13 protein-coding genes and 2 pseudogenes are annotated in these 14,791 nt (G+C 53.4%); 11 read left to right on the forward strand and 4 right to left on the reverse strand.

Annotated elements, in window-relative coordinates; all coding sequences use genetic code 11:
- Window positions 1–20: 20 nt before the first annotated feature.
- On the forward strand, window positions 21–485 hold the full coding sequence (locus ACLBWT_RS07985; RefSeq protein ID WP_447662531.1) for a DUF420 domain-containing protein: 465 nt from the start codon (window positions 21–23) through the stop codon (window positions 483–485).
- Between the two features lie 24 nt (window positions 486–509).
- Window positions 510–1,469, forward strand: a complete 960-nt coding sequence (locus ACLBWT_RS07990) for a carbohydrate kinase family protein (protein WP_447662532.1) — start codon at window positions 510–512, stop codon at window positions 1,467–1,469.
- Between the two features lie 159 nt (window positions 1,470–1,628).
- Here the strand turns inward: ACLBWT_RS07990 and ACLBWT_RS07995 are convergent.
- Window positions 1,629–3,211: pseudogene (locus tag ACLBWT_RS07995) on the reverse strand (alpha-keto acid decarboxylase family protein).
- Between the two features lie 208 nt (window positions 3,212–3,419).
- Here ACLBWT_RS07995 and ACLBWT_RS08000 point away from each other — a divergent pair.
- The 5 genes from ACLBWT_RS08000 (at window position 3,420) to ACLBWT_RS08020 (ending at window position 7,938) form a co-directional block, all read left to right on the forward strand.
- The gene (locus ACLBWT_RS08000; protein WP_447662533.1) at window positions 3,420–4,136 is read left to right on the forward strand and encodes a hypothetical protein; all 717 of its coding nucleotides are present in this window, start codon (window positions 3,420–3,422) and stop codon (window positions 4,134–4,136) included.
- Window positions 4,137–4,173: 37 nt separating this feature from the next.
- On the forward strand, window positions 4,174–4,563 hold the full coding sequence (locus ACLBWT_RS08005; RefSeq protein ID WP_447662534.1) for a GntR family transcriptional regulator: 390 nt from the start codon (window positions 4,174–4,176) through the stop codon (window positions 4,561–4,563).
- 23 nt (window positions 4,564–4,586) lie between these two features.
- Window positions 4,587–5,561, forward strand: a complete 975-nt coding sequence (locus ACLBWT_RS08010; RefSeq protein ID WP_447662535.1) for an ABC transporter ATP-binding protein — start codon at window positions 4,587–4,589, stop codon at window positions 5,559–5,561.
- 162 nt (window positions 5,562–5,723) lie between these two features.
- The gene (locus ACLBWT_RS08015; RefSeq protein WP_447662536.1) at window positions 5,724–6,626 is read left to right on the forward strand and encodes an ABC transporter ATP-binding protein; all 903 of its coding nucleotides are present in this window, start codon (window positions 5,724–5,726) and stop codon (window positions 6,624–6,626) included.
- On the forward strand, window positions 6,619–7,938 hold the full coding sequence (locus ACLBWT_RS08020; protein WP_447662537.1) for an ABC transporter permease: 1,320 nt from the start codon (window positions 6,619–6,621) through the stop codon (window positions 7,936–7,938). The genes ACLBWT_RS08015 and ACLBWT_RS08020 overlap by 8 nt, the downstream gene beginning before the upstream one ends.
- A gap of 214 nt (window positions 7,939–8,152) precedes the next feature.
- Here ACLBWT_RS08020 and ACLBWT_RS08025 read toward each other — a convergent pair whose 3' ends face one another.
- Window positions 8,153–8,521, reverse strand: a complete 369-nt coding sequence (locus tag ACLBWT_RS08025) for a hypothetical protein (protein WP_447662538.1) — start codon at window positions 8,519–8,521, stop codon at window positions 8,153–8,155.
- Between ACLBWT_RS08025 and ACLBWT_RS08030 the strand changes: the two are divergent.
- From ACLBWT_RS08030 to ACLBWT_RS08040, 3 genes and pseudogenes are all read left to right on the forward strand, one after another.
- Window positions 8,490–8,681 (forward strand): annotated as a pseudogene (locus tag ACLBWT_RS08030) (tyrosine-type recombinase/integrase); the annotation flags it as partial. The gene ACLBWT_RS08025 and the pseudogene ACLBWT_RS08030 overlap by 32 nt on opposite strands.
- Before the next feature lie 88 nt (window positions 8,682–8,769).
- On the forward strand, window positions 8,770–9,450 hold the full coding sequence (locus ACLBWT_RS08035) for a hypothetical protein (RefSeq protein ID WP_447662539.1): 681 nt from the start codon (window positions 8,770–8,772) through the stop codon (window positions 9,448–9,450).
- Window positions 9,451–9,724: 274 nt separating this feature from the next.
- On the forward strand, window positions 9,725–10,843 hold the full coding sequence (locus ACLBWT_RS08040) for a hypothetical protein (RefSeq protein ID WP_447662540.1): 1,119 nt from the start codon (window positions 9,725–9,727) through the stop codon (window positions 10,841–10,843).
- On the opposite strand, the gene ACLBWT_RS08045 is transcribed toward ACLBWT_RS08040, so the two are convergent.
- Window positions 10,829–11,137 (reverse strand): hypothetical protein, encoded by a 309-nt coding sequence (locus ACLBWT_RS08045; RefSeq protein WP_447662541.1) that lies wholly within the window; start codon window positions 11,135–11,137, stop codon window positions 10,829–10,831. The genes ACLBWT_RS08040 and ACLBWT_RS08045 overlap by 15 nt on opposite strands.
- A gap of 472 nt (window positions 11,138–11,609) precedes the next feature.
- A complete protein-coding gene (locus tag ACLBWT_RS08050) occupies window positions 11,610–13,241 on the reverse strand; it encodes a diguanylate cyclase domain-containing protein (protein ID WP_447662542.1) in 1,632 nt (543 codons plus the stop codon).
- Window positions 13,242–13,574: 333 nt separating this feature from the next.
- Between ACLBWT_RS08050 and ACLBWT_RS08055 the strand changes: the two genes are divergently transcribed.
- A complete protein-coding gene (locus ACLBWT_RS08055) occupies window positions 13,575–14,741 on the forward strand; it encodes a helix-turn-helix domain-containing protein (RefSeq protein WP_447662543.1) in 1,167 nt (388 codons plus the stop codon).
- Window positions 14,742–14,791 lie beyond the last annotated feature (50 nt).

A 14,791-nucleotide genomic window follows, 5' to 3' on the forward strand; every position in this document is an offset into this window, starting at 1 on the left:
GGATTGGAGTGGGGATCAGCTTGGACAAGTACACGATTTTTCCGACCATCAGCACCTTTTTCATCGTACTGAGCGCGATTCTTGTCGCGATCGGCTGGAATCTGGCCATCAAGCGCCGCCTGGAATCGCACAAAAAAATGATGCTTGCCGGGGCGGTCGCCGCCCTGATCTTCTTCATCATCTATACGTCCAGAACGCTCGTCATCGGCAACACCGACTGGGGCGGTCCGGACAGCCTCAAGCCATACTATCTCGTGTTCCTGCTGTTCCATATCGTGCTCGCCACGGTAGCCGCCGTCTTCGGCATTACGACGATCGTGCTCGGATACAAGCAGAAATTCGCTCGCCATCGGAGGCTCGGACGCTTCACGTCGATCATCTGGTTCATTACGGCCATTACGGGAACCGCCGTATACATCTTGCTGTACCTCATGTATCCGGGCGGGCACACGAAGCCGGTATTTCACGTTATTTTCGGCTGGTAAGCCGTATGATCGAGGAGGATACGGATGTCAACTGTATTTACGATCGGGGAAGCCCTTATTGACTGGATTCCGAATCAGAGAGGCGTGGAGCTGAAGGCAGTCAGCGGATTCAGCCGAGCGGCGGGAGGGGCTCCGGCCAATGTCGCCAGCGCAGTGTCGCGGCTTGGCGGCAGAAGCGCGTTCATCGGCAAGCTTGGCGAGGATGCCTTCGGCGATTTCCTGGTGGAGACGCTTGCGGAAGCCGGAGTGGACGTCAGCAGGGTGCTCAGGACGCGGGAAGCGAATACCGCGATGGCTTTCGTCAGCCTGAAGGCTGACGGCAACCGCGATTTCAGCTTTTACCGCAATCCGAGCGCGGACATGCTGCTGGATAGGGATGAGATCGGAGACTGGTTCGAGCCAGGAGATCTCCTGCATTTCTGCTCGGTAGACCTCATCGAGGCTCCGGTCAAATACGCGCATCGGGAAGCGATCTCCAAATGCCGCGAAGCCGGGGGAATCGTCAGCTTCGATCCCAATGTAAGGCTGCCGCTTTGGAACAGCCCGGAACAATGCCGTCAGGCCATTCTGGAGTTCCTCCCGATGGCTCATATCGTGAAGATCTCGGACGAGGAGCTGGCGTTCATTACGGGCATCTCCGATGAGGACGAAGCGCTGAAGTCTCTGTTCACCGGCGATGTCAGGCATGTCATTTATACCCGCGGACCGGCAGGAGCGACGTGGCTGTCCAAGGACTTCCGCGTCGAAGTTCCGGGCCATGCCGTAAGCGTCATCGATACGACAGGCGCAGGAGATGCCTTCATCGGCTCGCTGCTGTACGGCGTCCAGCGCCAATCGGACTTTCTCGGCGGCATCGAGGCGCAGACGGCGAGAGAGCTGCTCGCGTTCGCCAATGCAGCCGCAGCGATTACGACGACGCGCGCTGGCGCGATCGCTGCGCTGCCGACGGTCGCGGAAGTCAACGTCCTGCTGACAGCGGAATGAAGGGCGGCGGTGAGGCTTCATAGTTAGCCTGGATAAGAGGCTGCAGCTTTACATCAAGGCGGCGGAACGATAGGCGGCGGATCATGGCCGCTTGCATGCATACAAAAAACCAAAAAACCAGTCTGTCCGGAGCTTGACCGGGCAGACTGGTTTTTTGGGTCAACTGTTCCTTTTTTGCGCTTCAAGAATGGCTCTGGTTTTCACAAGGAAAGGCGGAGCATCCATGGGGTTGCCGGGTATGAGCTCGATCATGCACAGCCGGGAACGGCATTCCGATTCCGCCTGCTTCATGGCATCGCGGAGCTCGGCGACGGTTCTGGCGGTCGCGGTGAAGGCGTCTCCGCCTAATGCTTCCGGCAGCTTGGTGAAGTCCCACTTGGGAATGACGTTATAACCGGGATTAACCGCGTTGACATTCAAATAATTTTCCACAACGTACAGGCCGTTGGTAAGAATGAACAGGATCGGCTTGCACTGATGCTCCAGCATGGAGCTAATCTCCTGAGCCGTCAGTTGGATGGAGCCATCGCCTGTGAACAGCAGCACCCTCCGGTCCGGTACGGCGATGCATGCTCCGAAGGCTGCCGGAGTGGCATAGCCGATGGCTTGCCATCCCCCTTGCGCCACGTAGGTGACGTTCCGGGGCAGCTTCAACTGGGACATCCCGTCGAACAAGGTGCCGGTTTCCACGACGACTACATCGCCTTCCTGGATGAATTGCTGGAACATCGGATAGTAGTTGGCTGCCGCCAGGTCATCATCCGGCTGTCCCTGCGGAAGATCATAGGGAAAGATCGCAGCGGGAACGGGAACGGCCTGTACGATCTGGAGCTGCATGAGAGCATTCATCATATCCCGGGCTTGTATGCCTGCATACATGGCCGCTCCGATCCGGACGTTGTCCGGGTTGATTTGCAATCCGCATTTTCAACGGCTTGGCGGACGGATTCCTCGCCGCATCCAGCGGAGTACATGCCAATATAGTTGGGATGGCTCTCGTCGAAAGAGCCTTTTCCGTACACCATGGACGCTGCGGGTAGATGAAGCTTTTCCGCCAGAAGCTGGACGGCATTCTCCAAGCCGTATCGCATCACCTTCACATCGGTCAGCAACACCGTGCGGCTGCTTCCCTTCAGCAGCTGGCCCGCATGAGCCGCCGCCTCTGCGAGGGAGGATGGAGTTGTTGCCGAAGCGGGCCATGATTCTATATGCGCCTGAATCGGTTTTGGAATCAGATCGTTTGGTATGTTCAAATATACCGGCTTTTTTTGAGTCTGGGCAATGTGCAGAGCTTTAGGAATTTCATACGCGGCGTTCTCCAGGGTGATGGACGCAGCATAGGCGGTCAAGGATTCATAGACCTTTCGGAACGTTTCGAAATTCCCGTCCATCAGGGAATGATGCACGAGTTTATGAGCGGACTGATCCATAGAAGGAGGAGAGCCGACGATGTGCACCACCGGAATGGATTCGCTGTTCGAGCCGGCGATGGCGTTGCAGGCGCTGAGCTCGCCGACCCCGAAGGTGGTGAGCAGGGCGGACATGCCCTTCAAGCGGGCGAAAGCGTCGGCGGCATAACCGGCGTTCAGCTCGTTCCTGCAGCCGATGAAGCTCAGCTCGGGATGGCGGCGAAGCTCGTCCAGGATGCTGAAATTATAATCGCCTGGAACGCCGAATATGTTGGAAATCCCGGCTCGGCTTAGGCAGCTGAACAGGAACGCCCCTAATGTTGGCTGATTCAAGCTCTATTCCTCCTTTTATGGTAGATGAAGATTAGTTTGTCATCTTGATGGCTTTATATGTGGCTGAACAAATGTGGATGGAATCAGGGAATGCAAGTTCGTTCCAAATTTAGCTGTTGACTAAAACTGGAATTGGTGTGTATAGTGTATATAAAGATATACACAGTATGTACACCGTATTAACGCGGTGTGGAGAGGAGGAACGCTCTTGAGCACCTGGCAAGGCGCCAAGCTGCTTGTCAAATACGACTGGATGTCGATCGGGTACGGGTGGCTGTTCAATATCGCGATGCTCTTTTACTTCATCGTGACGACGACTCCGCTGGTCATGCAGCTCCGGGATGCGGGGCAAGCCGAATCGAGCTCATGGGCAATCGACTTCATCATGCTGGCAATCATACCGGTCCTTGGATTCTTCATGAACATGACGACCATCGGCAACTGGAAGCAGGCCAAGGTCGCGCGCAAGATCGCGCGGATCAGGCTGCTGCCGATCAGCTATCGGCAGATCGCCGTCGGACGCCTTCTGACGATGGCAACGATATTCACGCCCATGCTGCTGATCTACTTCGGAGCCCAATATGTCCTTGTTTATCATGAATTTCTGACACTGCTGCAATTTTTGAATTTCGGCCTGCAATGGTTCGGATACGGCATTGCAATCGGCTGCCTTTATGCTTTTCTGGAGATGGGGCTTGGAGGGAAAGCTTACCTCTGGTTCAGCGTTGTCATCATGGTTTTCATTCTTGCCGTCGCACTCTTTTTGTCCTTCAACCGCATTGCGCTGGTCAACCACCAATTGCAAGCCGTGCAAGAGGGGAATTGGACTTGGGCAATCATCATGCTGGCTGCCGCGGCGCTCAGCTTCGCCGCCACGATCGGGCAGATGGCCAGGCGGCTCAGCCGCCGCAACCTGCTGGGTTAACCGGCCGAGAATGTTTTCAACTTAAGGGGGTGCAGCCGTGCGGCTACCCATTCATATCAACGAGCATAGCGCCGAGCCGCTGTACCACCAGATTGAATCCCAGCTCAGGACACTGATCATAAGCGGCCAGCTGGAGGAGAATACGCTGCTGCCCTCCAACCGCGAGCTTGCCCAGAATCTGCACTGCAGCCTCATCACGATCCGCAGGGTCTATCAGGATTTGGAGGCGGAGGGCTTGCTCCGTACGAAGCAGGGAACAGGCACCTTCGTCGCCAAGGTCGATGTCGAAGCAGGCGCCAAGCAGCGGCTGGAGGCCGTAGAGACGGCCATCTCGGCTGCGGTGGACGCAGGAGCAGGCGCAGGCCTCGGCCGTGCAGAGCTGGAGAGCATGCTGCGCGAAGAGCTGGAGCGGAGGAAGATGATATGACGAACCGATCGGAGGGAAACCGGGTGAGTACAGCTGTTCAGAATGTGAAGGAGGCAGCGGGAAGCAGACCGCAGCAGGCCGCTGATGGAAGCGCTTCAGCCGCGAGCTTCTCGGGCGTGCTGCTGAACCGCAGCCGGTTCCGGCTAGGTCCCCTGGATCTGGAGCTTCCGGCAGGCTATGTGACCGCGATTGTAGGTCCCAACGGCTGCGGCAAAAGCTCCACCTTCCGGCTGCTGCTTGACCAAGCTCGCCCCGATGCAGGGGAGATCACGATGCTGGGCGAACAGGTCGGCAAGGGGGCGGATGATACGGAGCTCAAGCGTAGGATCGGCTACGTCCCGGAAGAAGACGACAAGCTCGACAGCAGGCTGCGGGGCACGGCCAAGGCGGACTTTGTCCGTCAGTGGTATCCCGGATGGGATCGCAACGAATTCGAGAGAATGCTCAGGCAATTCGAGGTAGATCCTTCGCTGCGCTTGGGAAAAATGTCCAAAGGCATGCGCCGTAAATACGAATTGGCTCTCGCCATGGCGCATGGTCCGGAGCTGCTGCTGCTCGACGAGCCTTCATCGGGTCTGGATCCGCTGGCCTGGCGTACGATGGTCGACGAGCTTCATCGGTACATGGACAGAGGCAGCCGGACGATTGTCATGGCTACCCATATCATCGACGAGGTGAAGCGGCTGGCCGACTATATCGCGATCATGGACTCCGGCCGGATCATCGGCATGTATGAGAAGGATGAACTGCTCGGATCCTGGCATACGTTCTATATATCGGCGCCAGAAGGCGCTTCGCCGGCCGACGCAGCTCTCGCTGCCGCTGAAATGCCCGGAATCGTCCGGGTCGAGGAGACTGGAGGAGGCACCTGCCGCGTAGTCACCTCCCGCGCATGGGAGGCGGAGCAATGGTGCCGCCGGCAGGGCTATCCGGTCAGCGGCCAGAAAGCTCTGGAGCTGGACGATATCCTGGACCATCTGATCCGGCATAAGAGATAAGAGGATTGCGCAGAAGTAAACGCACCGCAGCGATTGGAATGCAGCCTATCAATTGGGAGTGCGGCACATGGACTGCAGCAGCATGGACTGCAACAACATGGACTGCAGGCCATACGGCAAGCATTTTCGACATCCGATCAGAAGAACAGGGGGAAACAAGAAGTGAAACCTCTCATTGTGGAACGAGTCGTCAAGCAATATGCAGACAAAACCGCCGTCAACGGCATCAGCCTGGAGGTGGACAGCGGAGAGATCTACGGCTTGCTCGGCGCCAACGGCGCGGGCAAGACGACCACGATGCGAATGGTGCTCGGGCTGATCTTTCCCGACGAGGGCCGAATCCTGTACAACGGCAAGCCGTACACGAAGCAGCAGCTCAGGGACATCGGCTACCTGCCGGAGGAGCGAGGCCTCTATCCGAAAATCAAGGTCAGCGAGCAGCTGGTATACCTTGCCCGGCTGAAAGGAATGCCGGCGGCCGACGCCGATAAAAGCCTCAAGATGTGGCTTGAGCGCTTCGGCGTGCCGGAATATTATGACAAGCGCGTGGAAGAGCTGTCCAAGGGCAATCAGCAGAAGATCCAATTCATCGCGACGATTATCCATAGGCCGAAGCTGATGATTCTTGACGAAGCGTTCAGCGGACTTGATCCGGTCAACGTCGAGCTGCTGAAATCGACCGTCAAGGAGCTCCGCGACCAAGGAGCATCCATTCTGTTCTCGACGCACCGGATGGAGCATGTCGAGGAGCTATGCCGCAACATTACGATTCTGCATCGCTCGAACGAGGTGCTCAAGGGCAGCCTCAAGGAGATCAAAAACCGTTTTCCGAAGGAGAGAGTCATGCTGGCAGCGGACGGAGAGATCGCCGGACTGGAGGAGCTGCCAGGCGTTATCGGCGTCAAGCGGCATGAGCATGCCTACGAGCTGCGGATCGCGGATGAAGCTTCCGGGCGCGCGGTTCTGCGGCATGCGATGCAGCAGAGCGACGTCACCCGCTTCGAGATCATGGAACCGACTTTGAACGAAATCTTTATTAAAACGGTAGGTGAAAATCATGAATGAGCTCTGGACGGTCACCGGCTTTACGTTCCGCAACAAGGTCAAAGGCAAAGCCTTCCTCATCACGACGCTTATCCTGGTCCTTATTCTATCGCTGGCCATCAACCTTCCCTACATCATCTCGCTGTTCAAATCCGGCGGCTCGGACAGCCCGAAGACGATCGGGTACGCCTCCATGCAGAGCGACGTGGCGCAAAGCAGCGTGACCCCGACTCTCGTCGGCGATTGGGTCAAGGAATATTTCGACTCCCAGCCGGCAGGCCGGCAGAAGCTCAAGCTGGAGAAGATCGATGGAGGATCGAGCGCGGCTTCGGCGGAGGCCGCTCTCAAGAAAGCTCTGAACGAGGGCAAGATCAGCGGCTACATGCTGCTGGAGCCTAACAAGGAGACCGGCTTCTATACGGCTGTCTACAAATCGGAGAAAATGCTCGACGATTCCGCGGTCGAGGAACTGAAAACCGCGCTGCAGATCGTCAAGGCGAATACGGCTGGACTTACGGCTGAGCAGAAGACGCTGCTGTATGCGCCGGTCGACGTGAAGGCGCTGCAGATCTCGGCGGACGGAACCTCCGAGGATGCCGGCCGCACGGCTGCCCAGCAAGCCGTCAACATGGGCATGGTCTATGCGGTCCTGTTCCTGCTCTTCATGTCGATTATGGCGACGGGCCAGGTCATCGCCAGCGAAGTGACGACTGAGAAGAGCTCCCGCATCATGGAAGTGCTGATTACGAGCGTGTCTCCGCTGAACAGCATGTTCGGCAAAATCTTCGGCATGTTCCTGGTCGGCCTGCTCCAGATCGCGATCTACGTGGCGGCAGTCCTCATCAACATCCAGATTCCGACCAACAGGGAAGCGCTCGGCAATCTGGATATCCATCTCAGCGACGTCAGTTCCGACCTGCTGATCTTCGCTCTCCTGTTCTACCTGACCGGCTACTTCCTGTTCGCGACTCTGTACGCGGCCGTCGGATCCCTGGTCAGCCGGACCGAGGATCTCGGCCAGGCGGTCATGCCGCTTACCTTCGTTTCGCTCGCCGGGTTCTATCTGGGCATCTTCAATCTGGCGAGTCCCGACAGCATGCTGGTCAAGGTGACTTCGTTCATTCCGTTCTTCTCGCCGTATGTCATGGTTCTGAGAGTGGGCGTAGGCCATGTGGCGACATGGGAGGTGCTCGTCGCGCTCGGCATCATGCTGATCAGCATCTACGTTTTAGGATGGCTGTCCGCCAAGATCTACCGCACCGGCGTCCTGCTCTACGGCAAGCGTCCGAGCATCAAGGAGCTGCGCAAAGCGATGAAGGCGTATAAAATCTAGGGCCAGCTTCGCCGAGGCCGATATGTGAGTAATGTTTATAAATGAGATTGATAATAATAATAAATGAAGTTTTATGTAACATGTTTGAGATCATTTACTGCATAGCCAGTGAGTTCAATCCATTGATCTTACTGGCTTTTTCTTTGTTTTCATTAATTTATCTTATCAGAACGATTTTTCAAGTTTCTCGAAATATAACGATTTACTAATGTGCCTATAAATGATAGGAAACAAGAAGGGAAAGATAGCAATAAAAATAGATTGATGGCGTTAACGAAAAATAGCTACGATGATATATGATGGACTTCGAAGAAACGGCAGACGTGTTGTATACCTGCCGCTCGGCTGGGATGGTGCGGTTGCCATTGTCATTGCCGTTTCCGTTGCTGTCCAGCCGTTCCTTGCCGCTAAATACTCGATTCTCCGGCAGCTCGATCGCGATCTCTGGTATTTTCCCTGTCTGGAAGCCATGAAGCGTAAGGGTTACAGCTTGAAGGCGCGCCGGGCGTATTGGGGTCATATGGAGCGGTGCTCGAAAAGCCAAACGAACCTCCGCCATCCGCAAGCCACTCACCATCCACACCCTCCGCAACTCCTTTGCCACCCACCTGCTCGAGGACGGCACCGACCTGCGCTGCATCCAATCCCTGCTCGGCCACGCCAGCCTCAAAACCACCCAGCTCTACACCCACCTTGGCATCCATAACATCCTCCGCGTGCAGAGTCCGTTGAATCGGTCATAAGGCATGAAAGTGATAAACATTTCGCAGAAAAGACTTATCTGCAATTCTTGCTATGAGAAAAAATAATATGGTTGCGAGGAGTTTAGATATGAATTTTAATTATATCTTTACTGATGATCAGTTAGTAATAATCGAGGATAATGATAACAGGTATAAAGTATTTCAAGTTGACGAATGTAATTTAGGAGAACTTCGAGGGATGTTTAGTAGGTACCTATCACTGCTTGCTTATGAACATGATCTAATATATTCAAGAGCGTACATCGATCAAATGTTTTTTACAGAGGACTCAACCTTGATTGATGGCGCACTTATAAATAGCTCTATACAACTTTTAGTAAAGTGCTTTTCGAATTCAGGTGGAAAGGGTCGTTCTCAGTTAGATGCTAAGCAAGTATTCGACTCATTTGCTAATAGTATTGGGAAGCATAGTTACTTAAAACAATTCAATGATTTCCGAGATATACGGAATCGTACTCTGGCTCATGACGAAAGTGATTTTAAAGATAGCAAAGTTGGCATTACAGTGGATACTAAAAACTACAAAATTGTAGAAATAGCCCACGTAAAAGTACGTCGAAATTTTTTATATAAACAAAATGTAACTATCCTAAGTGAAATGATAACAATAGCACTTGAATATATTAGTGGTCAAAAACAGAAGATAGAAAAAATGATGATGGATTATTATGGATCTAAACCCTTTTCAGAAATTTCACAATATAGATTATTAGATTCTAAGGGGGCAGATTCTTTCAACGTATGGTAGGAGTGTGACTGTTAGGTGCAAGATTAGCGATCTCGAAGAGGGCAGGAACTGCAGATAACACCGCATGTCACGCGTCGGTCGCTGTCGCTCCCTCGGTCCGCTGGAGGTATTTCGGAGAAGCGGATTCAGCGGACAACACCTGCGAGGCTAAGATTTCGACCTGGCGGAGCGATTACTTCGTTTGATCGCAGATGCAGCTTAAGCCTCTCGGGTCGTGAATGCGTAAGACGTTATACGAAATAGCCTTAAATAAATCGTGGGGGTTGTATCGAAGATGAATAACGGATATACATTATTTCATTCAGATATCTTTCGGCATAGGACTGTTAGTTTAAGCAATGTGGTATACAAAGATGGTCTTTCGTTGGACAATGATCGATTTGTTAATCTACGTATAGGACAACTGATGGAGAGTATTCTATACTACGATTCTGTTTTTATTGAACACCTAGAATTGCCTGTAGTAGTGAGGTTCTTGAGAAATAAGGATGCACTTCTGGAAACAGTGATTAAGGGTCACTTATCTATAGTAGATGTTGGTAAAAGCCATATAGGAGCTGTAAAACACAATCATATTTATACCCTTGCAAAAGTTCATAGACCTACACATATAAATATCAAAGAACAAGGTGACATTGATCATTTAATAATGAGTCCTGGCTGGGCAGGTGATTTTTCTGGTTTATCCAAGCCTCTTTTCGAAACAATGAAAACAATTACTCCAAGCTTAATCGACAATATAATGGTAGGAATAGAAAGTGATTTTCAAGATAGAAGCCTCTCATCCCGACTTTCATTGTCATCACGGACCCCGAAGACCTTTTTTAGTAATGACGCCAAGATAGTAAATCGATTATCGGAAACATATTTTAGAACTACGGTATGCAATGATCTTGATATTACAAATGTATTTATGGATGACGTCTTGGTAGATGTCATAAATATTAAACTAGAGAATTTTGCCGACCGGTTTGATGCAAAGTATAGAGATGGCTTCTTGAAGCTTACAAGATCCTATGGCGTACCTGATATACCAACTTTGTTTATTAACGGAAAAATCACATTAGATGATATTTTAAGGTTGAAAGAAACTTCAAGTTTTAAAGTTATTGTTGAGTGGTTACGGCATATAATCGAGGTTCGTGCTGATAAAGAATCGGACGATATTGTTAAGGACTTTATCAACGAGATCGATAAACGCTCGAAAAACATAGGTGATTTGCCATTTATTAAAACTCTGAGGTTAGCAACTGCTGTAACGGCAAGTTTTAAACTTACCCCGTTGGCTGGTGCAGGAATAACTTTGATGGATTCTATTTTCTTTGATTATTTTTGCAAGAAAGACTCACCTAAAGTATTTCTAGATGAATTCAGCGAATTATTTAAAGAGTAAGAGTAGGTTTTTTCGAAGAAAAAGGCTACTTATTATAACAAAGCATTCACGCATCGGGCCATATGGCCCTCGGTCCGAAGAAGTAGTTTCAAGGAAGTCCCCTACAAGCGCCTTCTGGGTTGCAGACAAAGCATCATAGGCTGTACGTGCTTGAGCTGCCGCTGCTTTGTCGGCCAGAGTGACAGCCTCTTTTGATGGCAGAGCGGAAATTTGCGCTTTCACCGCATTGGCCGCTGCCTGATCTGCTGCTGCTTGCGCTTCCAGCGCCGCAATAGCCGCCTCTGCTTCCGTCAAGTCCTTCTTCTTCCAAAACAATCATTACACCGGGACGGACGAGGACAGCTCCAAAAACCGTACTTTCACCATTGGCGACGGCGTAAAAACAGCAACAATCATGCTGAATGGGAATTATGCCAACATGGCTAATTTGGTCAGTGCTCTGAATAATCAACTAAGCAGGGCATCCGTTTCCGCCACAGCCGTAAAAGTAAACGAGAATCAATTCAAGCTCGTCCCGAACTCTTCCGATAAAACCATAACGGTTTCGGGAAGAGACAAAGATCAATTCTTCGGCAATTAAGAGTTTAATGGCCGAAGAACAAGGATGAAGGAGCAGGCTCTGCGTGATCCTGCTCCTTCATCTATTTAGCACGGAAATTCGGAACGTAAAAAGTTTCCACACGCTCTCCTTGTGGACAGCCGCGGGACGAAAACGCAAAGAGACCGCATACCGATCGGTATGCGGTCTCTTTGCGTTTTCAAAAGGCTAGGCTTCCTTGCCCGCGAAGGTCAACCTGTTCTTGCCTTCGCGCTTCGAGCGATACAGAGCCTCGTCGGCTTTGCGGATGACCGAGATCGGATCCGGGTCGTCATCCGGCCATCGGGCTGCGCCTACGCTGCAGCCGATTTGAATGGAATGGCCTTCGATCGCCAAGGGCTCATTGATGGCCTGGATGATCCGGTTCGCAAGCGCTATACCGCCGGCTTCGGAATCGCTTGCGGAGGTATAGAACACGGCCAGGAACTCGTCGCCTCCCAGACGGACCGCAAGCTCTCCAGCGCGCATGCAGGAGCGAATTCTAGCCGCCGTCAGCTGCAGGAGCTGATCGCCCACTTGATGGCCGTACTCGTCATTGACGGATTTGAAGCCGTCCAAATCCATGTAGAGGAAGGTCAGAACCTTGCCGCTGCGGGCGGCGGCGACCGCGTGGTCCAGATACGAATCCAGCGCGCGGCGGTTGGGAAGTCCCGTAAGCTTGTCCTGATGGGCCTGATTTTCCATCTCATCCAGCGCCAGCTCGGTCTTTGTCAGGTCCGTGACCAGGTGATGGAGGGTTTCCGACAGAATTTCGATGTCGCGGATTCCTTTGTGGATCGGGATGGCCGATGGCTCGCCCCGGAGCAGGCGCTCGGCGGCAACCGTGATCCGTTTTAACGGGCGGGCGGCCATGCCGGCGGTGAACCAGCCTGCGATCGCAAACAAGAGTGCGGTTATAATGCCGATCCCAATAATGAAATTCCGGATGCCATCTACGGGAGCGAATGCGATGTCGATCGGCTGCCTGACGATGACGGTCCAGCCAAGTCCCTTGTAGTTCTGGTACCCGTCTCCAAGCGCGTATCCCGTCAAATAGGTTTTGCCGTCGCTCCAGCGCTCCTTTGAATAGCCGTTCTTGCCGGCTTGAGCTTCCGACAAGCTGTTCAGCACCAACGGCTTGCCCACCATGGAGGAGGGGCCGATGAGAACCGTATCGTTGTTCTGGCTTACGACCAGAATATCCGCATTTTCTTTGTGCTCTTTCATGGGCTGCAAAATAGAAGCTTCGATCTCGCGCGCCCAAGCCCAGCTGAGATGGGCGGCAAGCACTCCTTGGACGTTCAAGGCCTTGTCGTAGATCGGCAGGCTGATGTCGACGAACTGCATCGGCTCTCCGGTTGGATTGGGAAGAAGCTTGCTCAGCAGAACCGCCTCATGGACGTCTCCGATGAACTTCCCTTTTATCCCTTCCTGGAATACAGGGCGCTGAGCGATGTTGCTGCCCGTCAAAATCCCGTCAGTGGAAGCGATGACCGTTCCCTTCGGGTCCAGATAGCCTACCCACGTAAATGAAGGCAGGCTCAATTTCAACTGATCGAGCAAAGCTCGGATTTGCTCCGGGGAGCCTGGATGCTGCAAAGCTTCCAGCTTGCTCAGCACATCGAGCTCCCCCGAGCGGGACCACATGAAGGAATCCAGTTTATCCGCCATTTGATAGGATGTTTCCGATAGGGACTGGCCGATCTGGGATTCGATTTCAACGGTTGTTTTGCTGCCGATCGACCAGCTCAGCACTCCGGTCAGCAGAATGATTACGGCGGCGAGCAAGACGGCGAACATGGATCGAAGCGAATAAGACATTAGCAGGATTCGGTTCCTTTCTTGGCGTGTGCCGTCGTAAGGGATACGATGGAGCTGCAGCACCGCAGTTTGAATAATCAGGTATGTAAGAGAAGAGAGATCGAGCTCAGGAAATCGAACAAGAATGGCGATGACAGCCCCGCCGATTCGGCAGCTTCATCTTCTCAATCCTTATATCGGTTAGGTACAATGGACATGATAGCGCAATGTTTTTCCCAGGCAGAATCCGAGCCGGCATCGATTCCGCTATACCGCCCGTCTGCACAATGGTCGTCCAAGCGGGCAGAATAGTAGCAAGTGTTTTTCACTTTTTTTCATATGGAGGCATCGGGCGTGGATAAAGTTGCGGTCCCGGAATGGGTGGAATCCCGATTTCCGTTCTATACATTCGGCAGCATTCAATCGCTCTATGGCAGCGCGAATCTGCCGATCGGGCAGAACTCTACCGCATTGGTCGCCATCGCCGGCGGCAAAGGCATCTTCAAGTCCGGCGATCTCAGCGTCGAGATTGCGGAAGGGAGCGTCATCCTGCTTTCTGCATGCAGTGAGGCCGCTCTGATTGCGGACCGTCTGCAGGCGCTCCATGCCTACACCCTCTCCATCGGCTCCATAGAGCAGAAGCAGCTTGCAGAGGAAATGATGCGCAAAAGCGGGATCGCCTCTACTTCAGAGCTTCACTTCTTTCCTTGTGAGCCGGAGATGACTGCCTTTGTGGAGGAACTGTACGTCCATCGCTCTCCGGATAGCGAAGCCCGCCATGTCCGCAATCAGATCGTCTTCCACCAGCTCGTTCTAGGGCTTGTCGAGCGGCTGGAATCCAAGGAGGCAGCAAGCCTGCAGCCGTCCATGGAACGAAGCCTGGCTTACCTGGAGAATCAATACAGCGACAAGATGACGCGGGATGCCTTGGCCGAAATTGCAGGAGTGAGCTCATCCCATTATTCCATGCTGTTCAAGCGGCTGACCGGTTTCTCCCTCAATGAATACTTGTCGCGCCTTCGCGTTCATCGGGCCAAGGAGCTGCTCCTGAGCGGCTCGGGCACGCTGAGAGAGATCGCGCTCAGGGTCGGCTACAAGGACGAGTTCTATTTCAGCCGGCGGTTCAAGCAGCAGACGGGAATGCCGCCCTCAGCCTACAATCGGATGTCTTTGCGGCGCGCCGCCGTCATGCTGACGCCATACGCCAGCCACCTGCTGCTTCTCGGGCTGGAGCCGTCCGTCCTCATATCCGACAACAGCGAATACGTGAACGCGGAAGGGGTTCAGCCGCCGCAAGCGATGACGTTCATTCATGCCGACAGCTCCGTCGAGCAGGTAAGGTCGGCTTTGCTCGCCCATGACATCGAGCTGCTCATTGCCGACAGCCGGCAGCTGGACGAGCATGGGCTGCATGCCGCCCAGCTGCGTGTCGCCGCCCCAATCGCGGAGATTCCATGGATGGGGGTCGGGTGGAAAGAGCATCTCCGTCTCATCGCCCAGGTGATCAGGCGAGCCGAGTAGGCGGAGCAATGGCTGGCCGAATTCGAGCAGGAGGAGCGGGCAGCCCGTGC

Source organism: Paenibacillus sp. D51F (assembly GCF_053345695.1).